The sequence below is a fragment of the Paenibacillus sp. FSL R5-0407 genome, assembly GCF_038009185.1.
In the GTDB taxonomy this organism is placed as follows: Bacteria; Bacillota; Bacilli; order Paenibacillales; family Paenibacillaceae; genus Fontibacillus; species Fontibacillus vini.
This window is the reverse complement of record NZ_JBBPAX010000002.1, coordinates 1089432-1110873: the sequence shown is the minus strand read 5'-3', so window position 1 is coordinate 1110873 and position 21442 is coordinate 1089432. Positions and strand designations below refer to the sequence as shown.

The 21442-nt window shown below is 49.6% G+C and carries 21 protein-coding genes and 1 pseudogene; 11 read left to right on the top strand and 11 right to left on the bottom strand.

Annotation, left to right across the window (positions count from 1 at the left end; all coding sequences use genetic code 11):
* Positions 1–285 (top strand): cytochrome aa3 quinol oxidase subunit IV, encoded by a 285-nt coding sequence (qoxD, locus tag NYE70_RS24180; protein WP_341048645.1) that lies wholly within the window; start codon positions 1–3, stop codon positions 283–285.
* A gap of 125 nt (positions 286–410) precedes the next feature.
* On the opposite strand, the gene NYE70_RS24175 is transcribed toward qoxD, so the two are convergent.
* Complete coding sequence (locus tag NYE70_RS24175; protein ID WP_341048644.1) at positions 411–3080, bottom strand: LuxR C-terminal-related transcriptional regulator; 2670 nt, start codon at positions 3078–3080, stop codon at positions 411–413.
* 181 nt (positions 3081–3261) lie between these two features.
* Between NYE70_RS24175 and NYE70_RS24170 the strand changes: the two genes are divergently transcribed.
* The 3 genes from NYE70_RS24170 to copZ all read left to right on the top strand — a co-directional run bounded on the left by NYE70_RS24170 (position 3262) and on the right by copZ (position 7495).
* On the top strand, positions 3262–6561 hold the full coding sequence (locus NYE70_RS24170; RefSeq protein ID WP_341048643.1) for an RCC1 domain-containing protein: 3300 nt from the start codon (positions 3262–3264) through the stop codon (positions 6559–6561).
* A 341-nt stretch (positions 6562–6902) separates the two neighbouring features.
* Positions 6903–7253 carry a metal-sensitive transcriptional regulator gene (locus NYE70_RS24165; RefSeq protein ID WP_244861460.1) on the top strand — a complete coding sequence of 117 codons (351 nt, stop codon included), beginning with the start codon at positions 6903–6905 and terminating at the stop codon, positions 7251–7253.
* 41 nt (positions 7254–7294) lie between these two features.
* Positions 7295–7495: a copper chaperone CopZ gene (gene copZ, locus NYE70_RS24160; RefSeq protein WP_290408732.1), complete on the top strand. Its 201-nt coding sequence runs from the start codon at positions 7295–7297 to the stop codon at positions 7493–7495.
* A gap of 60 nt (positions 7496–7555) precedes the next feature.
* Here the strand turns inward: copZ and NYE70_RS24155 are convergent, their stop codons facing one another.
* From NYE70_RS24155 to NYE70_RS24145, 3 genes are read right to left on the bottom strand one after another with little or no spacing between them, the layout of a single operon-like run.
* Positions 7556–8182, bottom strand: a complete 627-nt coding sequence (locus NYE70_RS24155) for a hypothetical protein (protein ID WP_290408733.1) — start codon at positions 8180–8182, stop codon at positions 7556–7558.
* Complete coding sequence (locus NYE70_RS24150) at positions 8169–8366, bottom strand: toxin-antitoxin system HicB family antitoxin (protein ID WP_211022239.1); 198 nt, start codon at positions 8364–8366, stop codon at positions 8169–8171. Before NYE70_RS24150 ends, NYE70_RS24155 begins: the two co-directional genes overlap by 14 nt.
* A 14-nt stretch (positions 8367–8380) precedes the next feature.
* Positions 8381–9235 carry an SPFH domain-containing protein gene (locus NYE70_RS24145; protein ID WP_247681779.1) on the bottom strand — a complete coding sequence of 285 codons (855 nt, stop codon included), beginning with the start codon at positions 9233–9235 and terminating at the stop codon, positions 8381–8383.
* Positions 9236–9465: 230 nt separating this feature from the next.
* On the opposite strand from NYE70_RS24145, the gene NYE70_RS24140 reads away from it, so the two are divergent.
* Positions 9466–10794 carry an IS3 family transposase gene (locus NYE70_RS24140; RefSeq protein ID WP_211026252.1) on the top strand — a complete coding sequence of 443 codons (1329 nt, stop codon included), beginning with the start codon at positions 9466–9468 and terminating at the stop codon, positions 10792–10794.
* A gap of 94 nt (positions 10795–10888) precedes the next feature.
* Here NYE70_RS24140 and NYE70_RS24135 read toward each other — a convergent pair whose 3' ends face one another.
* Together NYE70_RS24135 and NYE70_RS24130 are read right to left on the bottom strand one after the other, a co-directional pair.
* Positions 10889–11491, bottom strand: coding sequence for a hypothetical protein (locus NYE70_RS24135; RefSeq protein WP_290408629.1), 603 nt, complete (start codon positions 11489–11491; stop codon positions 10889–10891).
* A 141-nt stretch (positions 11492–11632) separates the two neighbouring features.
* Positions 11633–13081: an aminotransferase-like domain-containing protein gene (locus NYE70_RS24130; protein ID WP_290408628.1), complete on the bottom strand. Its 1449-nt coding sequence runs from the start codon at positions 13079–13081 to the stop codon at positions 11633–11635.
* A 179-nt stretch (positions 13082–13260) separates the two neighbouring features.
* Here NYE70_RS24130 and NYE70_RS24125 point away from each other — a divergent pair, with 179 nt between their 5' ends.
* The 3 genes and pseudogenes from NYE70_RS24125 to NYE70_RS24110 all read left to right on the top strand — a co-directional run.
* Entirely contained in the window at positions 13261–13884 is a 624-nt protein-coding gene (locus NYE70_RS24125) for a LysE/ArgO family amino acid transporter (RefSeq protein WP_341048641.1), read from the top strand.
* A 263-nt stretch (positions 13885–14147) separates the two neighbouring features.
* Complete coding sequence (nfsA, locus tag NYE70_RS24120; RefSeq protein WP_290408627.1) at positions 14148–14891, top strand: oxygen-insensitive NADPH nitroreductase; 744 nt, start codon at positions 14148–14150, stop codon at positions 14889–14891.
* Positions 14892–15534: 643 nt separating this feature from the next.
* Positions 15535–15724 (top strand): annotated as a pseudogene (locus NYE70_RS24110) (DUF6262 family protein); the annotation flags it as partial.
* 94 nt (positions 15725–15818) lie between these two features.
* Here the strand turns inward: NYE70_RS24110 and NYE70_RS24105 are convergent.
* The 3 genes from NYE70_RS24105 to NYE70_RS24095 all read right to left on the bottom strand — a co-directional run bounded on the left by NYE70_RS24105 (position 15819) and on the right by NYE70_RS24095 (position 17898).
* Complete coding sequence (locus NYE70_RS24105) at positions 15819–16700, bottom strand: SDR family oxidoreductase (protein WP_290408626.1); 882 nt, start codon at positions 16698–16700, stop codon at positions 15819–15821.
* 53 nt (positions 16701–16753) lie between these two features.
* Positions 16754–17362, bottom strand: a complete 609-nt coding sequence (locus tag NYE70_RS24100; RefSeq protein WP_290408625.1) for an NADPH-dependent F420 reductase — start codon at positions 17360–17362, stop codon at positions 16754–16756.
* Between the two features lie 188 nt (positions 17363–17550).
* Entirely contained in the window at positions 17551–17898 is a 348-nt protein-coding gene (locus tag NYE70_RS24095; RefSeq protein WP_341048639.1) for a winged helix-turn-helix transcriptional regulator, read from the bottom strand.
* 243 nt (positions 17899–18141) lie between these two features.
* On the opposite strand from NYE70_RS24095, the gene NYE70_RS24090 reads away from it, so the two are divergent.
* Together NYE70_RS24090 and NYE70_RS26060 are read left to right on the top strand one after the other, a co-directional pair.
* Positions 18142–18294 (top strand): hypothetical protein, encoded by a 153-nt coding sequence (locus NYE70_RS24090; protein ID WP_290408623.1) that lies wholly within the window; start codon positions 18142–18144, stop codon positions 18292–18294.
* Between the two features lie 83 nt (positions 18295–18377).
* Positions 18378–18548, top strand: a complete 171-nt coding sequence (locus tag NYE70_RS26060) for a hypothetical protein (protein WP_354006034.1) — start codon at positions 18378–18380, stop codon at positions 18546–18548.
* A 119-nt stretch (positions 18549–18667) separates the two neighbouring features.
* Here the strand turns inward: NYE70_RS26060 and NYE70_RS24085 are convergent, their stop codons facing one another.
* Positions 18668–19261: a DUF2087 domain-containing protein gene (locus tag NYE70_RS24085; RefSeq protein ID WP_290408622.1), complete on the bottom strand. Its 594-nt coding sequence runs from the start codon at positions 19259–19261 to the stop codon at positions 18668–18670.
* Between the two features lie 540 nt (positions 19262–19801).
* On the bottom strand, positions 19802–20635 hold the full coding sequence (locus NYE70_RS24080; RefSeq protein WP_290408621.1) for a TatD family hydrolase: 834 nt from the start codon (positions 20633–20635) through the stop codon (positions 19802–19804).
* Between the two features lie 192 nt (positions 20636–20827).
* Between NYE70_RS24080 and NYE70_RS24075 the strand changes: the two genes are divergently transcribed.
* Positions 20828–21442: an HD-GYP domain-containing protein gene (locus tag NYE70_RS24075; protein ID WP_211022232.1), complete on the top strand. Its 615-nt coding sequence runs from the start codon at positions 20828–20830 to the stop codon at positions 21440–21442.

Below are 21442 nucleotides of genomic sequence, written 5' to 3'. Positions count from 1 at the left end.
ATGAAAAAACTATTCCCTGTTAAACACGTCATGGGATATTTGTTCTCATTGATCCTGTCCATTTTTGCCTTATCCGTTGTTTTCTTCGATTTGTCGGTAGCTGCCGGAATGAGTATTCTCCTCGTAAGTGCGGTCATCCAAATGGGAGTACAGCTTATCCTGTTTATGCACATCGGTGAGGATGGCTCCAAAAAGGCGTTGTATACGAATATCGCTTACGCTTTGTTCGTCGGCCTGGTGACCGTGTTCGGTACGCTGTTCACGATGATCTGGGGTTACCAGTAAGAAAAGGCTCGTTAAGGGAAGCAGTAATATGATTAAAGCCGTAGTCTCCTTATAAGGAGACTACGGCTTTTTTTGCAGTACGCCCAGCAGGGGCCTCGACTCTTTATATAACCACCAAAGAGCAACTAATCGCTCAATATACTTCCCCCGGGCAATGGCAGGCTCTGGGTTTTAACCAGTGCTTGGGTGCGGGTAGATACGCCCAGTTTCTCGTACAGGCGGGACAAGTACACGCGAATGGTGCCTTCGGATAATCCGAGCGCTGCCGCCATCTGCTTGTTGGTCGCTCCGAGGCGGAGCTGTTCCAGCAGGAGAAGCTCTTTGCCGCTCAAGGGCTCGAGAAGGTCCGGCACCGAGAGGTTCTGAAGCGCAGGAATGTCCGGCGTGTCAGAAAAGTCATGAATCAGCTTCTCCACATATTCAAGGAGAGCCTCCTGCTGCGATATTCCTTGGTCGGAGTCAGACGAAGCGCGCATATTGTACCGATCGGCAAGGTAAGTCTTTAGCAGCCGCCGCATGTCCGTTCCTTCATCCATAAAGGTTCTGCGGTAGCCGTTGTTTTTGCCGAGAACGAGCGCTTCCTCTATAAGCCTCAGGGAAAGCAGACGCTGTCCCCGCTGAGCTTCAAGCAATGCCTGAAGGCAGATGATCTCCACAAGGCTGGCGATCTGCTGCTCTCGCTCCGCTTGCAGCTTGAGCAGTTCGAGCATCGGCAGAGCTTCAGCTTCCTTGCGCTGCCTCCAAAGCAGCCGAGCCAACGCAAGAAACTCGGTCTCCCGGCGGTATACCGGTTTGCTCCCGGAACCGCTATGCAAGGGGGCCAGTTCTTTTTTTGCCTCACCCAGCCGACCGTCCCGTAAATATAAATTGCTCCGTACGGCTCGTACATAGTGATCCCAGCGTCTTCCGTCATGTATGCAAGCTGCGGCAGCTTCAGCCGCTTCGTCCAGTGTATGGTACGCCAAAGCGGATTTGCCTTCGGCTGCATGCAGCCGCGCCTCGGTGAGAAGAACCGGAATAAGCAGGCCTGGCGTCCCTTGCAGTCTGTCCGAGTTTCGCAGCTGCATCAGCAGTTCTCGGGAGTCCGCCAGGCGATTCCACTCATAGTAGCCTTCAGCTAGACATTGCTTCACGTACAGGTTGAGGAGGGAGCTCTTCCAGCCGTGGCCTTCCAATACTCCGATGAACAATTTTCCGACTTTTTCGGTTTCTTCGGACAGCATCCCTTTCATACCCAACGAGGTACGGCGGACATAAGGCTCTTGGCGGTTATAGTCAAATTGGTAAAAGACCGGGTTGTCCGGAGCGAGATGATTCCGTATCTTTTCACTGAAGGCGAGCCACCCGGAAAAGTCCCCATTCAAAAAGACCAAATTGGAGCGAACGAACAATAAGCTGCTTCGAAGCTGGTCCTGGTGGTTGGAAGGACTTAGCCCGTCAATTTCCTCCTCCAGTCGCTCCAATACCCGTTCGGAGCGCTCCAGATCACCGGCCAACACAAGCAGGAAGGAGTGGAGCAAGGAAAGCTCAAGCGTCATGGAGTAGGTATCAGGAATTTTGCGATACCAATTCATAAGTGTTGATAAATCCCCTTGCCTGAGCGCTAAGGGAAGGTGCTGCTCCAGAGCTTGGATGGCGAGCGCATTTTCATTGGCTTCAAACAGGTGGTCAATGGCATCCTCCATGAGGCCGTTTTTTGAAAAATATAACCCGGCTGCCCGGTGCATTGCGGCATACTCTTCCTCATTCCTGCGTCGAAGCTGGCCTTGTAGAAATTGCGCGAACAGGTGGTGATAACGGAACCAGGTCCGCGTTCCATCAAGCGGGATCAGGAACAAATTCAATCGCTGAAGCTCATTCAGTTGCTGCCTGCCGTCGCGTCGTCCGGTCAGCGCATTGCAGGCCGAAGCATCTATTCTGGACAGTACGGAGGTCCGAAGGAGGAAGTCATGCAAACCGTCAGGAAGCGAGTGCAAAACCTCTTGGAACAAATAATCGGAAATAAACGTCTCTCCGCCGGAGAGCGGGCTCATGAGGTTCTCGTTGCTGGTGCGGCGCGATAAGGAGAGGAGATGAAGCTGCAGTCCGGTAATCCATCCCTCCGTCTTCTGCTGAAGCTCGTCCAGTTGGGAGGAAGTCCATTCTAGCTGAAGCTCCCCGTTAACCAAGTGAAATAGACTTTCGGTTTCGCTCGCTGTGAATTGGAGCTGGCTCAATCCAACCACCATGGCTTCTCCATTTGCCAGCCTTTTTATTCCGGGTATCATAAGTTCCGAGCGAGAGGACAGAATCACATGCATCGAATCCGGTATATAATCGAACAGATAAGACAATCCGTCAAGAATGGAGCGTTCGGTGATTTCGTGCAGATCATCCAGAAGAAGCGCGAATGCATGTTTTTGATCCGTTTCTTCGGGAAGTCCACTAATCAGGGCATCCAGAAAAGTATAGATGGAGACCCCGGCCTCCCACTGGCAATTGGTTTCAAGCTGTCGACGGTGTTGCTCGGGCAGTGCTGAGGCTATCGAGGCGGCAAAGTATCTCCAGAAGCGGGCAGGGTCATTATCCCGTGCATCGACGGATAGCCAGGCGCTGGGCATTCCGGCATGATGGGCCCATTGGGCGAGCAGGGTGGACTTGCCGTAGCCGGCTGGGGCTACAACAGCGACAAGGCGTTTTCCTTGCCGGAAGCCCTCGGAGATCGAATTAACCAGGTGCTCCCGCTGAACCAGGCGGCTCTTCGATTCGGGAACGAACAATTTGGTTTTTAACAAAGGACTTGCCGTTCGGCGCATAGACTTACCTCGCTCATCTTAATTTCTATCCGGTAACCTGAATATATAGCTGACAGTGTCGAATAAAGTAGATTATAGAATGATTATACGAAGAATTTTAAGGAAAGTTAACGAATGTCAATTCTTTCAATCCATTTATTTTGATAGCCTCTTCCTGATAGATCAATTTCAGGAGGGGAATATGAGACAGCGTATCGGAAAAATCGTACTGTGCATAAGCTTGCTTATCGTACATTTGCAGTTGATGGGCAATTCGCCTAAGGTGTTTTCGGCCTCGGCAATGCCTCCAAAGCTGGTTGCCGGTTACTATCATACGGTAGCTCTGGCTAGTGAAGGTCAAGTGTACAGCTGGGGAGGGAACGACAGGGGACAGTTGGGCAATGGAATGAGTAATAATCGAAACACTCCTGGCATCGTCACAGATCTGGACCAGATTATGGAGATTGATTCGGGTGTACGCAGTTCCATGGCGCTTCGGGCCGACGGAACTGTCTGGACGTGGGGGATGAACGAGAACGGCCAGCTCGGGATCGGAACCTTCGTCAACACGGCTGTTCCGACAAAGGTCACGGCCTTGGAAGGTACCCGAATTACGGCTATATCGGGCAGGCTGGGCTACCATAGCATGGCGCTTGCCGAGGACGGCACAGTGTGGACATGGGGGGAGAATGACAGCGGCGAGCTGGGAGACGGGACTAAGACGTTGCGTAATGTTCCGGTCCAGGTTCAGGGATTGGATCAAGTTGCTGCGATTGCTGCCGGAGGCTATTACAGCTTGGCCCTGAAAGAGGACGGGACCGTCTGGGCATGGGGAACGAACCAGAATGGAGAACTTGGTGACGGGACGTTCGCGGACAAGCTCCTGCCGGTGCAGGTTTCGGGCCTTAGCGATGTCAGCCTGATTGCCGTGGGCGGATCGCACTCGCTGGCAGTCAAGCAGGACGGTACGGTATGGGCTTGGGGCTCTAACCGTCAGGGCGAATTAGGGGATGGAACGATAACTAATCGGAGTAAACCGGTGAAGGTTTTAAATCTGGAAAATATAGTAGACATCGCCGGGGGAGGCTATCACAGCCTTGCCCTGGATGCGGATGGTAACGTCTGGAGTTGGGGGTTGGGAAATTACGGTCAGCTTGGGCGTACGGGCACAGCCAGCGATAGAGTTCCTGCCCGGATTTCAGATTTGACCTCCGTAATCGATATCTCAGCCGGCGGCTTTCACAGCTTGGCTATGACGAAGGACATGCGCGTCTGGGGCTGGGGATACAACGGTTATGGTCAGCTTGGTGACGGAACTTGGAGTACGAGCACTGTTCCCGTGTTAAGCAAGGCTTTTCTGGATACTACAGCTCCGGTTCCGGGAGGCCTGATCAAGGCAATTGAAGTTACAACTGATTCCATAGAGCTGCAATGGGCAGCTGCATCCGATAATCTTGATGATTCGGACGAACTGGAGTACAGGTTGTATGTGTCGGGCAGGGATAACTTAAGCACGGTTGAGGAGGTTGAGCAAAACGGGATGGCTCTGGGAACCTATGAAAAAAATCAGACGAGTGCTGCGTTGCAGCTGCTTGTCCCGGACCAAACCTACTATTTCAATGTCATTGTCAAGGATAGCACAGGGAACAAGAGCGTTTATCCGATGCTAAGCGTGAAGACGAGACCGCCTGCTCCGCTGCACGATCCGACCCTGCGGCAATTATCCGTGCAGTCGACGCAAGAGAGCGGATTGGCATTGAATCCCGGTTTCAACTGCTACGAATATACTTACGACCTTAGGCTTGATGAAGCTACGGATCGGCTTTCAGTCACGGCGGACGTCTACGACACGGATGCCAGTGTGACGGCCAGTGTCTACGATATGACCGGACAGCTCCTGCAGGGACCGATTCTACTGGTTTTTGGAGAGCCTAGTGAAGAGATAACTCTAGTAGAAGAGGCAGCCTATCTTTTGGTTTCCGTGTCGACGCCGGATGGCCAGGAACAGGAGTATCTGATCGCCTTGATCCGGGACAGCGTGCCTGGGGGCAACCCGGGAGAAGGACCGGATGATCCAGGCGAAGGGCCGGGCAACCCGGGAGAGGGACCGGATGATCCGGGCGAAGGGCCGGGTTACCCCGGAGAAGGACCGGATCGTCCTGGTACGGGCGGAGGAAGTGGGCCTGAGAGGTCTGGACAGCCTTCGGGTGGAAGTGTGTCACAGCCGCCTGCGAGGCAGTTTGATCTCCAGGTGCTTTTAAACCTTCAGCCTCAGGAAGGCCTCGTCCATGCCGGGCTTCGCAACGATGGAAATCAGCAAGTTGTATCGCTTAGGCTGGATTCCGCTAAATTAAAGGCCACGTTGGAAATGACCGGGAGTGATTCGAGCCTGATCCTCATACTTGAGCAGCAAGCTGATCTTGTTGAGCTGAGTATGGACGCCCAAGCTGCTGAATTGTTCGCCGAACGGAAAGGCTCCATGGAGCTGCGTTCCCCGCTCGGCGGTTTCCGATTCGCAGCGGCGGAGCTAGCCGAATCTTTTGAGCGCTATGGGGCTGAGACAGTTAAAGAAGCTGACGATCAGGCTATAGTTACCTTCACATTGGGCGGAGGCACGGGCGAAGTGCAGAAGCAGCTTGCTCGTGCGGAGGCAGAACAGCATTTTATGGCGCTTCTTTCTCCAGTTGAATTTAAAGGGGTCATTCAAATCGGGGAACACATTCATTCGATAGAGAAGTGGGGCCGATATGTGCAGAGAAGCTTACCTGTTCCTCCGGAGCAGGCTAATGATGCAACGACCGGCGTCTTTATTGGGAAGGATGATACCGTAATCCCGGTGCCGACCCGGATCGAGACTCTTGAAGACGGCAGTCGCCATGCGGTGTTGAAGAGCATGTATAATGGTTCGTTTGCTCTGATATCCAAGCGGGTATTATTTGCGGATGCGTCCTCCCATTGGTCCAATGAAGCTGTTCATGATTTGGCATCCAGGCTGATTACCACGGGAACAGCGGAAGGGCAGTATTCCCCGGAAGCACCTATGGAGCGCGCAGCGTTTGCCGTTCTGATGACAAGAGCGCTAGGACTTTATGATCCTTCTGTTCCGGTCACGGTCTTCGGGGATGTCAGCGACACGGACTGGTTCCATGCTCCGCTTGCACTGGCGGCGGAACACGGATTGATCCAGGGAGATGCTGCCGGGAATTTCCATCCCCGCCAAGCAATCAGCCGTCAGGAGGCCATTGCTGTCATCGCTCGGGCTATAGAAGCAGAGGAATTCCCGGGTACGGCCCAATCAAGCTCGTCAACGGCTCCGGGCTTGTTGTTCAAGGATCTGGACAGCTTGCCGGACTGGGCACGCGCTGCAGCCGAAAAGCTCGTCAATATCGGCGTTCTGGAAGGGTCACCGGATGGTATGCTGATGCCGAAGCAAGCCTTGACAAGAGGCGAAGCTGCCGCGCTTATCCAGCGCATGCTGGATAAGAACGGGATGATCGATTAAATCATCAAATAAATAAATATCGAGCCCCGCTTGTCGTCGGACAGGCGGGGCTCATTGCAGTTTGCATTAGCTAATCAAGTGAATGTCTATAGGGTGAATAATTAACTGAAGCAAGAGCTAATGCTAAATAAGATGAATTGAAGAAGGGGATGCAGGCAGGCAACGAGATGGCAGAAATATTTTACGTGCTTGCCTACATCCATTTTAATAGTTCAACTTATATAGGGGGAAATGTTATTAAAGTACTTTACATACCCCTAAGGGGTATAATATAATGAACTTGTAAGGTAAACCAATGGACGCCGGTCTGTGGATTGCAGGCGGGTGAGAGGAGGAGAAGAATGGCTGCTGAACTTGAGCCTAAGAATACGAATCACGATGCTGCGGACAACTGTTGCGAGAGTGACGCTCACGGGCGACACAGTCATCACTCGGCAGCGGTCAAGGGCAATCTGACAAGTCGGCTTAACCGGATCGAAGGGCAAATTCGCGGGATTAAAGGCATGATCGAGAAGGATACTTACTGTGATGATGTCCTGAATCAGATCGCGGCGGTCCAATCCGCATTGAACAGCGTAGGCAAGCTGCTTCTGGAAGGACATATGAAGAGCTGCGTTATTGAACGCATTCAGGCGGGCGAAATGGAAGTCGTAGACGAACTGCTGATCACGGTGAATAAATTAATGAAATAAATAAATTACCCAATAAATAAATTTATTAGGAGGAATATAGAATGTCTAATGTGACTTTGCAAGTGGAAGGTATGTCGTGCAATCATTGCGTTAATTCGATCGAGGGAGCTATGAAGGAGCTTGGCGCATCGGCCAAAGTGGATCTTTCGGCAAAAAGTGTTGAGGTGTCCTACGACGAAAGTAAACTGACTGTGGAAGCCATCAAAGAAGCGATCGAAGATCAAGGGTATGATGTAGTCTAAGACAGATGCATTCTGTCGTTCCAAATATACCCCTAGTATGTATAGAGAAACAGGGACCGGTTATGAAACCGGCCCCTGTTTTTTATTATATATTTTCTCACGGATAAAGCCTTGTTCGTGAAGTCCGGCGATAAAATGCTTCATTAGCTTAACGCCTCTCTCCAGGGAGTGGGTGTCCAGGTTTTTGCTGTCTTCGGATAATCGTAGAACCGCTTTTTGATCCTTAAGCTGAAGCCTTATATAGGAGCCAGGCTGACTTTCGAGCACCTCATACAATCCATCTTGTTTTAGAAGGGAACGAAGCAGGCTCGGATGGGAGGCTTTGGCATGGAACGCCTTATTCATGGCCGAATTGGGCAAGGTGACGGGACGAAGTTGCGGATGAAAAGGCATAAAGAGAGGCCGATTCACCTTGCGCAAATGGAATTCCAATTTACGCCGGGGAGAATAGCTGTATTTCATACTGACAGCTAACTGGCCCGCCGAATTAGAGTTGGAATCCGTCACGGTAACTACAATCGTTCCCAATCCTTGAGCCAATGGAATTGTTACATGCTGACCCGTGTATTTCCAGCCTTTGAATGACGATGGAACGTAGGCTCCTTTTGAAGTATGCGCGAACTCCTGCAGAAGGGCGGTCGATTTCGATACCCACCATGGCTTGCGGATCTTCTTAGTGGTCTGCATCGTTCTTATCCTCCTTGACGGCCATCTTGCTTGGAGAAGGGAGACGGCCCTCTTTACGTAAAGCTTCCCGGAGCAGAAATTCAATATGACCGTTTACGCTTCGGAACTCGTCAGCTGCCCAGCGCTCCAAAGCGGCGTAAAGGGTCGGGTCCAGGCGCAGCGGAAAGCTCTTTTTTCCGGCCATATAAATGGGGCCCCTTAATACAAGCTGCTCGTATTAATGACCGGCTGGGCGGAACGGTCGGATACGACGGCAACGAGCAGGTTGTTAATCATGGCAGCTTTCCGTTCGTCATCCAGTTCAAGCACATTGTCGTTTTGCAGACGGGCAATCGCCATTTGAACCATGGTAACCGCGCCGTCGACGATTTTCTCCCGGGCGGCAATGATGGCTTCGGCCTGCTGGCGCTGCAGCATGGCGCTTGCGATTTCGGTCGAGTAAGCCAAATGGGTCAGGCGGGATTCTATAACTTTGACGCCTGCAATCTCAAGGCGCTTCTGCAATTCTTCAGTCAGTTCCAATGCGATCTCTTCCGTATTGGCGCGAAGCGAGAAGCCGGTGGTGTCCGGTTGATCGTATGGATATTTGCTTGCTACATGGCGCAGAGCGGTCTCGCTTTGAATCTCAACGAATGTTTCGTACTCATCCACTTCGAACAGTGCTTTAGCCGAATCGACCACCGAGAAAACAACGACAGCAGCAATCTCGATCGGATTCCCGCCGACATCATTTACCTTCAGCTTGGCGCTGTTGAAGTTGCGAACGCGCAGGGACACTCTTCTGCGGGTGGAAAAAGGGACCGCGAGGTAGAACCCGCTCTTGCGAATGACGCCGACATAACGCCCGAAGAAAGTAACGACATTAGACTGATTCGGCTGCACGATCGTTAATCCGGTGAGCAGCACGAAGGCTACAATACAAGCCGCTATGCCTGCGATAAGCGGGAGGACGTCCTCGAGCGTAATGAGATACACGCCGGCCCCCGTAATCGCCAGAATGAATAGCAGGGCCACAAAGCCGTTCATATACGTAAGTTCTTTTTCTTTGATCATGCCTAAGCACTCCTTCGTAAGGAATATTAATTTGATATTTATATGATATCACTTTTTCAATATATTGTAAACTAACTTGAATGAATTGCGGCAGCGAAACACAATGAAATAAAAAAAGAAGCAGGCAGACCAGTAAACTGGTACCCATAGTTTGGACACTTTGAAAAAAGGTGTTCAGGCTGTGGGTACCTTTTTGTATACTGGAATAAGCATCGGGGGGGGGGGATTGCATGAGCAAGAAGAGATTTACCGAAGAGGACCGTGAGGTCCTATCACAAAACAAGTACGTGGTGAATGTAAGTGCGAAGGCCATAACTTATTCAGATGAATTTAAGCAGCTTTTCATCGATCAAAATATGTTACAAAAAACGCCTAGGGAGATTTTTGAGGCCAATGGATTTGATGTAAATGTCATAGGGATGAGTCGTATAAAACAGTGTGCTGATCGTTGGCGGAGAGCGTATAAACGCGATGGAATCGTTGGCTTAACGGATTCTCGTAAAGGCAGCTCGGGGCGTCCCTTGCAGCGAGAACTGACGCAAGAGGAGGTCATTGCCAAGCAAGATGCTCGGATCAAACTCCTGGAGTCCCAACTTGAACTACTAAAAAAGCTAGACTCGAACGAAAGGTTGTTGGTAGCAAAAGGAATGAATCTGAGCAAAACTAAATTATTTGAGTTAATTGCAGAGGCCGTAGACCAAGGCCTTGGGCGTATGACTCGCTATCTTTGTAAACTCCTTAACGTATCTCGTTCGGGGTATTACAGCTATGTAAAGGCTGCAGACGCCCGCTTAGAACGTGCAAGACTCGACGTCGTGGCAGGTGGCTGGATTAAGAAAGCATTCTATTGGAGAGGGTTCAAAAAGGGGTCTCGCTCCATAAAGATGGTTCTTCAGAATGAATTTGGTATCACCTACAACCTAAAGAGAATCCGCCGGTTAATGAAAAAACTAAACCTGGTGTGTCCGCATAGAAAGCCGAACCCCTACAAACGTATGGCCAAAGCTACCCTGGAGCATCGAACCCTTCCTAACCAGTTACAGAGGAATTTCAAGAAGGGTATTCCGGGGTTCGTCTTGCTTACCGACATTACGTATCTTCCCTACAACCGTACGGAGGTAGGCTATTTGTCGACTATATTGGATGCTTCTACGGGGGAACTACTGGCACATCATCTTTCAAAGCGAATTGATTTATCCATTGCCACTCAAACTATAGATAAACTCATGAAACAAAGACGTGTTAAATTACATAAAGAGGCTTTCATCCACTCAGATCAGGGAAGCCATTATACAAGCCCCACGTACCAAAAGCTATTGAAGCAGAAAGGTTTAGGTCAGTCCATGTCCAGACGAGGAAACTGTTGGGACAACGCCCCGCAGGAGTCATTTTTTGGCCACATGAAAGACCATGTAGATAGTCGAGGTTGCATCACTTTTGAAGAGTTGCAAGACGAAATTGACCGCTATATTCAATATTACAACCATCACAGGTATCAATGGGGATTAAAAAAGATGACCCCTGTTCAGTACAGGAATCATCTATTGTCTGTTGCCTAAGCCTTCTCTTTTTTAAGTGTCCTTGACAAGGGTACCAGTTTACAGTGATCTTAAGTCCGCTTGCTTCCTTTTTTATGCTTTTAATGAATCGGCTTTAACTGATCCACGTCATACTTGAATCGGTCACGTTCCATGTTCCGTCTTCCAGTTTCAATGTAATTTTAGTTCCCACTGCTCCAGTACCGGACCGGTACTTTGAGCCTTCGATCACGGCGGAATCTTCGCCGACATCTACCTTTTTGACCTGAAGGAGTACGCCGGACAGCGACATGCTATCCTCGAAGTTCTCCTCTTCCTGCGCCAGCTCCTCGAAAGTCGCATCCCGCACCGTCACTTCATAGTCCGCAAAGGAATCGAGGATATACGTCTTGTCCTGATCCGTGAGTTGAGTCAGCTCGCTTAAGTCCAAAGCAATGTATTCCATATTTCCGTTCAAACCTTCATCCAAGGAAAACATAGCCTGAAAAGCAAGGCTGTACAGTTGTCCGGCCGTCCCTTCCGGCTGCTCTTGAGACTCGTCCGGATTGACGGACACATCTGTGAAATTCTCTTTGTTGATTATCTCCTGGCCGTTTGTTTGCGCGGTGTTGCCGGGTTCGGCATACGTGGCGGATCCGCCGTCTTTATCGCTGCCGCAAGCGCTCATCAGCAGAATGGATGAAGCTAGCAGAACTACCGCGATTGGTTTGACCCTCATGAGATAACCCCCTTTCAAGCATATAGACGTTACGGAAAAAGCATAAGTTTCCCCGCAGCCGCCAAACCAGGGCGAAAGGAGCCCAAAATAAGACTTTATTCCCGGAAAAATCCGGCCGATGGCAGGCATTAACGCCAAAGCCTACAATGAAGCGACAATCTCCGCCAGACGGGCGAGGCCGGATTCCAATTCATCCAAGGAAGCATAGGCATAAGAAATTCTTATCCGGTTGCCTGCTTCCGGGTCATATAGATGGCCCGGATTGATCAGGATTCCCTGTTTCAGTGCGGCATCGAACAGCTTTCTTGGTGCAACGGTCCGATTCAGCTTTAGCCAGATATAGAACCCTCCATTGGGAGTGCTCCATTCGGCCAAACCTTCGCCGAAATGTCTTCGCAGAGAGTCCAACGCAGCTTGTCTCCGTAGTCGCAGCTTTGTCCGCAGGCTTTCCATATGGGCATCGTACATGCCGCTTGACAGACACTCCGCTGCCAACCGCTGCGAGAAAGCGCTGGAACCGTAATCGCTTTGCATCTTGATGTCGGCCAGCCGCTCGATGACGGGCTGCGGTCCGGTAATCCAGCCGATACGAAGCCCCGGGCTTAACGTTTTGGAGAGGCTGCTCATGTACAGCACAACACCGCTGGAGTCTCCCGCTTTCAATGGAGCGGGTGGGGGGGCGTCAAGCCATAGGTCCCGGTAAACGTCATCTTCAAGGATAGGTAATCCTGCCTTTTGACACACTTCAAGGAGCCGATTCCGGCGTTGTTGGCTCATGACGATACCGGTCGGGTTGTGAAAGGTGGGAATCGTGTAAAGTAACGCGCCTCCATATTGCTTGGCATAAGGAGCTACGAGCTCGGGACGCAGCCCCTCTTCGTCCATTGGTACCCCTTGGAGCTTCATTCCGGCCGATTGAAATACAGGTACCGAATATAGATAGGACGGCCGTTCCAAGAGTACGGTCGATCCCCGCTGCAGCAGTCCGACCGAGATCAGTTGCAATGCCTGCAGCGCGCCGGACACGATCAGAATACCTTCCGGTGAGGCCTTAATACCTTGGCTATTCATCCGGGAAGCAAGTAATTCGCGCAGGAAGAGGTCGCCATTCGGTTCCCCGTAGCCCAAATCGGGGACATGGTCGGCCATGCGACGCAGGAGCCGGCTCATTTCCTCCCGGGGAAGCAGCTCAGGAGAAAGTTCTCCAGTTCCCAGGCGCAGCAAGCCTGGGTGGAACTCGGATCGGTTAATTTCCTGGACGGCCGGCAAATTGGGATAATGTATCCCGGCACTGACATAAGCGTTCCAGTCGGGCGGAGGGGTGGAGGCCAATACGCCCCAGGTGTGATTCACGACTTTGGTGCCGCCGCCTCGCCCGCCTTCGATCATGCCGGCCGCGGTGAGTTCTCCAAGGGCAGCGACAACGGTGCTTCGGTTTACGCCGAAGCTCTCAGCCAGACTGCGTTGTGAAGGAAGGCGCGTGCCGACCGTCCATTCGCCGCCGGCGATTTTGTCCCGGAGGTATTCGGTGATTTGCAGATGCAAAGGTATCGATGAGTTGCGGTCGGGCCGCCACAATGGTTTTTCCACGGTAAAGTTCTCCTTGGGAAGTGTTAAGACATGTCTCTTAGCATTATATATCAAATGGTTAGCTTGGTTGGTTTTATATCCAGCCAAATGGATGGAGCCAAGTTTGCAACTTGACGTTAAAATGGAATTCTGATCAGGCTATAAAACTTTTATTGATGAGAGAAAGAGGAGAAAAAGAGATGATGGGAATTGCTTTTATTCACGGCTTGGTATTGGCCTTCGGATTAATATTGCCGCTCGGCGTACAAAATATATTTATTTTTAATCAAGGGGCGGCCGGAGGGAAATGGACCCGTGCCTGGCCAGCCGTCATTACGGCGGCTCTATGCGATACCGTTCTTATTCTGCTGGCGGTACTGGGTGTATCGGTCATTGTATTCACGTTGGAATGGCTCAAGTTGATTCTTTTCACCGCTGGAGCGGGTTTTATGATTTACATAGGATGGTCGATCTGGAAAAGCACTCCGGTGAAGGGCATGGAGGAAACGGCGGGCCTTACGGCCAAAAAACAGGTTATGTTCGCCATGTCGGTCTCTTTGTTGAACCCGCACGCCATTATGGACACCATTGGAGTGATTGGGGCAAGCTCATTGAGCTATGAAGGGAATGCCAAGACGGGATTTACGCTGGCGGTCATCCTCACATCGTGGATTTGGTTCGTCGCACTCTCGCTAGCAGGTAGAATCGTTGGCCGAGTGAGCCGCAGCGGAGTACTTTTGAGGCGGATGAATCAGGTTTCAGCAGTTGTCGTATGGGTAATGGCGATATTTATGTTGCTGAAAGGAACCGTTTGGAGTTCGTAATTAAGTGTTGCCGGCCGAATGTATGATATAAGTGCCATCTAATAAGAATTTACTAACCGCCTAAACCCCTTAGCCTTGAAGTAATCATATGACCTTGCGTACCGGTGTTGAAGGTTTCATACTAATAATAGGTTGCTTATATTAAGGGATTCGTTGAATAACGTAGGGAAGACAGGGATATAGGGATATCCGGAAAGGCTTTTCGGAAACCTATGTTAAACAAGCGATGCAAGCAAATTATGGGGTTTGGGAGTGAAGTCGGAATGAATGAGGTCATTAATCAGCTTAAGAATCACCGCTCCATCCGAAAATACAGCGCACAGCCGGTCACCCGGGAGCAGATAGAAGCCATCGTCGGGGCCGCCCAAGCGGCATCCAGCTCAAGTAACGTTCAGGCGTACAGTGTGATCGCGGTAACCGATCAGGCACGGAAGGACAAGTTGGAGGAGCTGTGCGGCCATCAGAGCTACATCGCGGAATGTCCCGTGTTCCTGGTCTGGTGCGGGGATTTATCCCGGCTAAAATCCGCATCCGGACGGCATTTGCCGGAGCGGGAGACCTATGAGGATACGACGGAGAATTTCATCGTCGCTACAGTCGATGCAGCTTTGGCCGCCCAGAACGCGGCAGTTGCCGCAGAGTCGCTCGGGCTGGGCATCGTATACATCGGCGGGATCCGCAACCGGAGTGAGGAAGTCGCCGAACTGCTCGCCCTCCCGGAACTGGCGTATCCGGTGTTCGGGATGTGTGTCGGTTATCCCGATCAGGAGCCGGGCCTACGGCCGCGGCTGCCGCAGGAAGCGGTGCTGCATTGGAACGAGTATGACCGCGAGCGCTCGGAAATCGGCGTGGAGCAGTACGATGACACCATGGTGAAATACTTGCGGGAGCGGACCGGAGGGGCGAAGGATACGCCTTGGTCCGTGCTGATGGCGGAGAAGCTAGCCCAGCCGGCCCGGCTTCATATGCGGGAGTTTTTGCAGCGGCGCGGGTTCGGATTGAAATAATTTAGTTGCTCTATCACATGAGCGAATTGTTCAAGACCAAGGTTCAAATCAAAGGGAGGCTGCCTATATGGTAGCCTCCCTTTGTGGTGTTGCTGGGGATTCCTTGCAACCCGCGTCTTGAAGTCGGATGCGGGATTAAAAGTAAATGGCAGCGCATCCCGTTCCGATTAGGGTTAGCGGCAATTTGCCGGCTAGACCTAACAGGGGAAGCGATTAGACCCCCAGCAAGAATCCGCCTCACCTGCACTTTAAAACTCATCAATTTCGTCATACCTATGCTATTAAGATGCTTAACGGCGGAGCAGATAGATTAATCGTATTGAATGGGAAAATCCATGAGATCCATAAGGATGAGAAAATCCCATACGATATCCTGGAAACGCTCTGGCGTGATCAAAAACTAAAAGCGATTGATAATCCCTACGGCTCCTGGCGGGCCCGTGTAAACGGAAATTTCCCATACGCGGAGGCCCCCCCTGTTTAACTTGTAACGGCGGAAGCCCTTATAAAAACTTAGCTGTAGGTCTCTCTGACATGGACGTACCTAAGTACGAAATTCATATTCAATCGACCTCGAAAATGATAAATGTTGCCAAACAATACGGCCGCGACGAAATTGCGGAGAAAAATCAAAAGAACCTAACGCATTGAATCGCTTCGTCAGCAGCAAGCTCAAGTGCCGACACCAAAACAAATCAGCGAGAAATGGATGAAAACAATAAGGACGCCATCATTGCTTCGCTAAAACGTAAGATGAAGAAGCTCGAAGTTGAAAAAAAAAATTGCGAGAACAACTTGAGTTTTCATATGCGGAGGTTTATCAGAGGATTTGAAAGACGTTAGCTCAATAAAATAGCGACAGTCAATTTTCTCGTCCTTGGCTGTCGCTGTTTCTTTTTCAAATTTAGTCTAAAACATACCCAGCTTTCAATCTTCAACTATAGAAAACTGATATTTAAAGAATTCCTTGTATGTCATTGGTTTTCGGCCAATCAGACGTTCAAGATCCCCGGATGTCTCCGAAAATTCTCCAGTGTTGACTCCTCGCACCCAGCCTAATAAAAAATCAGTCATGAAAACAGGCAAGCCATTCGCTACCATAGAGTCTATATATTCTTTTTCGCTAACTGCCTCATAAGGGATATTCATCTCACTAATCTCCGAGAGGGCTTCAGCGATGTCTGCAAAAGAGCTTCCCTCGCTGCCACTTAGAGTGTAAGTCTTATTTTCGTGCCCGTGTTGGGTGAGAACGGATACGTTAGCTGCCGCCAAATCATCCAGAGATGCAGCGGCAACTTTGCCGGAACCCTCTGGTACTCGCACGCCGGCTTTAAGCGCATCTCCGAAGTACATATGCAAGGTTTCAAGGTACGGTGGATTCCGCAGAATGGTATAGTCTAATCCGGATGCTCTAAGCGTTTGTTCAGCAAATAAGTCTGACATCGTTACTTCGGGCAAAATAAGATTTGAATTTTCTTTTCGAATGATCGACGTGTAGATCACTTGTTTAACACCAGCCTGCTTTGCAGCTGCGATGACATTGAAATGTTGCGTATTACGATCGGTAAATGCTTGCGCGGAGATAAGCATGACTTTGTCAACACCATTAAAAGCGCGCAGAAGGGAGCTATAATCAAAATAGTCGCCCTGATGGGCCTCCACACCTTCTTTAACAAACCTTTCGATTTTTTCGGATTGCGGATCACGTACCAATACAGCGACCTGATTTGCCGGAACCTTTTTAAGAAGAAGGTTTAGCGTCCTGCTGCCAAGATTACCCGTTGCTCCAGTAATAAGTATTTTACCCATATTAGTAACCCCTTTGAACTTTTATTGATAAACCAGTGCAGTATAGAATAACGTTATCGTACAGTGTATTGATCCAGCAGATTTAAATTCAATCCGGCGAGAGGTCCTCCTATTTGCTGCAGCAGACCGCCCTGGCTCAAGGATCCAAGATCAATACAGGCAAAGCCAATCTTCTCCCAAATTTCTTTCAAGACTTGTTTTACCTGGATGTCGTCACCGGACATGAACAGGACAGTCTTCGGCTTCTCTTCCGTGTAATCCTTAATCCATTCCATCGGAACACTGTTAAAAGCTTTAATTACATGAGCACCCGGAGCATATTGGGCTACGATTTCACTTGAATTCTTTCCTGACCATTCACCAAGTAGAGGTTCCGTATTTTCAAAACGGTTGGTAGCATCAATAAGAACGCGGCCTGTCCAGTCAGGAACCATTGACAAAGCAGCAGGCATTTGCGCCCACGGCACGCATAATATTACAAAGTCCTGCTTAGCTGCTTCTGACGGTGTTCCGGATTTTGCGCCAGCACCGAGCGAGCTTATCAGATCTGAGAGCGTTTCGGGACCACGGCTATTACTGAGAATAACTTCATGACCGTGAAGCAATAGATGTTTCGCTAGCGTTTGAGCAACTGTTCCAGCACCAATAAAGCCAAATTTCATAACGCACCTCCAAAAACTTATCGACCTACATACGACTCCTTTTATTAATTCTTTGATTTTCTTCATGGCCACAAGTCTTATTATGTTCCATCTATAACTTTTAAAATAGTACGTACTTTTAGGTTATATAGTAACTAAAAAGTGATAATTGTGATGGAGTGCAGAATAAATGGGTCAAATAAATTACTCTATTCGACATTTAATCTCCGATATTCATCCTTGCTCCAGTTCTTCTCTGCATAATTTTGGCCCCAATCACAAAGAGCTCGCAAAGTGGGTTCAAGTGACATACCCATTTCTGATATTGAATATTCCACTTTTGGTGGTACCTGATTGTACATTTTTCTTATAATCAAATTAGCACTCTCCAACTCCCGCAACGTCTGGACTAACATTTTCTGAGATATTGTGGGTATGAGCCTTTTCAATTCACCGGTCCGTTTAGGACCTTTTATTAAATAATACAGAATAAGAGGCCTCCACTTCCCGCCAATGACATTTAAAGTGATTTCCAGATCACAATAAAAAGTTTTCAATTAAAAAACACTACCCTTCATTAAATTTCCGTTATTATAATACATGATAACCCTATTCTTGTTGATCTAACGGGAAACGATAGTTGAACATAAAGGGTTTCACATATTAGTCATGACTAATATGTGAAACCCTTTAATATATCTATCTTTCTTAAATTTAGGTCTTGATAATCTCTAGTCTACGTATGTTTTTTTATCGGTTTGACCGCGGAGCAAAAATCTAAAAAAAGAGGAGAGAGACCTGTGAAAGCAATGAAAAAACTATTTGCTGGATTGATGGTGTTTACTCTGATTTTTGGTATAACTTTTGCAGAATCGGCATTTGCCGCAAGTAATGAGGTCAAGCTTATCGATTCGGACATCAGTGTTATTTATAAACCAGGATATGTCGGATAAGTGAATAATTCATACCCTCTAACATCTATCATTTTGGGGAAACCAAATGTGCTTAACGCCGATAGTAATCTGAACAACGGTACATTCAGCGGCAATATCTATGTGAAGAACCTGAATCCGACGAAAACAGTAAAGATCGTAAATATAGTTTCGCCGTTCCGGGAGCTTCGAATGTTAAATATGCGATTTCCTATACAACTGGCGGGCAAACGTATTGGGATAATAACTATGGTCATAATTACGAGGTACACTAAGTTATAAAAAAATACATTAGGAGGAGGATCACGAAGAGCTTGCTACTCCGCTCTGTGATCCTTTTCGTCGTAAATAATGACGGACACCCTGTTTCCGTTGCCTCAGCACTCACGGGCGATCAGGACCGGCCCCACAGTTCCGGCGGATTCAATTCATAGATCCCGTTTTCCCGGTACATATAATGATGCATAATGAATTCGCGGCGGATCGTGGCAAAATCCTCATGGTATTTTTTAATGTACTCGTTGATTTCCTTCTCGGTGTATTTCTTATGCGGCTCCAAACCTTGCACAAGATGCTCGAGGACAAATCGCTTTTTCTTGAGCTGTGCAGGCAAGTGCTTCAGCATCCCGTCCTTGGTGAAGAAGTTACGGATGACCGTCATTTTCTCCATGGCCTTCTCATTCGCCGCATGATTATCAATACCGGTCTCCGATTCGTTGTTCGCTCCAATGTTCAATATGGCTTGAGCTTGCAGGGCAAGACTCTTTTCATTCAGATAAAAGTAGATCGTGTTTTTGTCCCGGCGTTCGTAAATCAGATCGGTCTCGCGGAGTTTCGCCATATGGTGGGTAATCGTTGGAGGCGAGACGCCCAGTTTCCCGGCCAGCGCCTGCCCGTGAAGCGGGCCGTTCTTGAGCAAAGCGATGATCCGGATGCGGGTGACGTCGCCGATTGTTTTATGAAACTGGACGATTTTATCAAGCTGCATGGGGAGGTACCTCCTTATAATGAAATTTGATAACAGGCTAATTAGATGGATACCAAATTATTTCATGAGCGAAGTTCGTTGTCAATAGAAGCTGTGAGGGAAGGGGGACGCTAATTTGTTGATAGGAAGGTTGCCATTTCCGGCATGGCGGTGCTTAATCGAGAGTTTGATTGAAGTGAAGTGGGCTAGTCGTGGCAAGTGAGGTAAGTGTGCTGTGTGCCCCAAGTGCCCCAAGTGTGCTAAGTGCGCCAAACTCTAACGGACATGAGGGACCTTAATTAGCCATAAATCCACTTTTTTCAAGGCTAACGGACACCAGAGACCTTAAATGGGCAAAATCAGGCTCAGTGCTGCCTAAAAAAGGAGAATAGCGTCTCTCCTGTCCGTTAGCCGATCAAAATCCCCGATTTTGAGCCGTTAAGGTCCGCTGTGTCCGTTAGAATCAAACTAAGGCCCGAAGAAGGACCGGTTCCTATGAACGGCCAACCACCCCCCACTCTTTTTGAAACTAGCCACAAACTGCGGAGCGAGGCAACTGTGTTATATCCCGTAGAATCGCCGTGTGTTATTAAACAGGATACGTGATCCCTCTTCCTCCGTTATCCCATGCAGTCGTGCCCATGCCGCGGCCACCTCACGAACCATGCCGGGGTGCGTAGGCTGCCCGGCAAACGGACCTTCGAACGGCCAGGGACCGTCGGTCTCCGCCATGACGAGCTCGGCGGGGTAATATCGCGCCAAATCCATGATCTCCGGCTCGTACAGCAAATCCGGCGTGAACGAGACGAAATATCCGCGCTCAGCCATGCGGCGCACTGTATGTTCCGGGCCCTTGAACCAATGAAAGTGTGCCTTCTCAATCCCATGGCGATCCAGTAGATCGCACACCAGGTCCGCATCGTCGTAGACGGCATGAAGCACTACGGGTTTGCCAAGTCTGCCCGCAAGCTGTAGAAGCTGCTCGAGTAACTCGATATACGGGGAAAGGTCAAATGCTTCGCCCCGTTCCTCCGCTTCCAATCGCGAGTAATACGGCAAGCCGATTTCACCTACGGCAGCCATGCTTGAGGCGTTCTCCTCGATCCATGACAACAAAGCTTCCGTTTCAGTAGGCGACGGGACCGGTTGTTCCGGATGATAGCCGAAGGCGGGGACCACAAGCCCCGGATATTGTTCGGAGAGCGCGAGGTTTTTCCGGGAAGAGGCCAGATCCATGGACACGCCTATTAAAGCCGCAGCTCCCAGTTCGGCTGCTTCTTTAATAAGCCGATGTTGGACAGCCTCCTCGTAAAGGTCAAGATGGATATGAGCGTCGATAAAAGGGAAGCGATCATTGGAGCGGGGCCCCGATGCGGCGTAAAATAAAGAATCCATTAATTAATTTCACTCCTATGCTGGAAGATGATAGTTCGGTTATTTTACTTTTTTCATCAAAATTCGTCACTTTTACCTATGCATAATTCTAACTTTTGGCCTATAATGTTAAAGAGTTCCATTACAAAACTACCACATTTTTGGAATTACAGAGCTAAACAAGTCAGACTTGGGCATTAGGGGGTAGGACCGGTGGCTGCTTCAACTATATACATAGAACAACTGAAATTGGACCAGGACCCGGACGCCGGAAAATGGCTAAAGGCGCTGCTGGACAAACATCCGGAAATTTATTACCACTCGACAAGAGTCGCCATGTTGGCTGAGAAGATAGCGGTACCGCTGAAATTGCCGGAACGGGAGACCGGGCAGTTGGTCAGAGGTTGCTTCCTGCACGACATCGGGAAGACCTTCATTCCGAGGGAAGTGATTACCCAGCGTGAGCCGTTGACTCATGCTCAATGGGAAGCGCTTAAGCAGCATCCTGTGATCGGTGCAGCGATGGCGGAGAGCAATCCGGGATTCGGTCCGGAAATTGTGCAAATCGTAAAGCACCACCATGAACGCTGGGACGGAAGAGGGTATCCTGACGGGCTTGCCGGAGAGGAAATTCCGCTGGGAGCACGTATCTGTGCTGTCATTGACGCGTTCGATTCGATGACGTCGAACCAGCTCTACCGCCGGAGACTTAAGCTGAGCGAAGCCAGGCTGGAACTAATCCGGCATGCAGGCACCCAGTTTGATCCGGATGTCGTTCATGCGATGATGGGCTTATCCGAAGAAACGTTGGAGATTTACTCCTTGTAA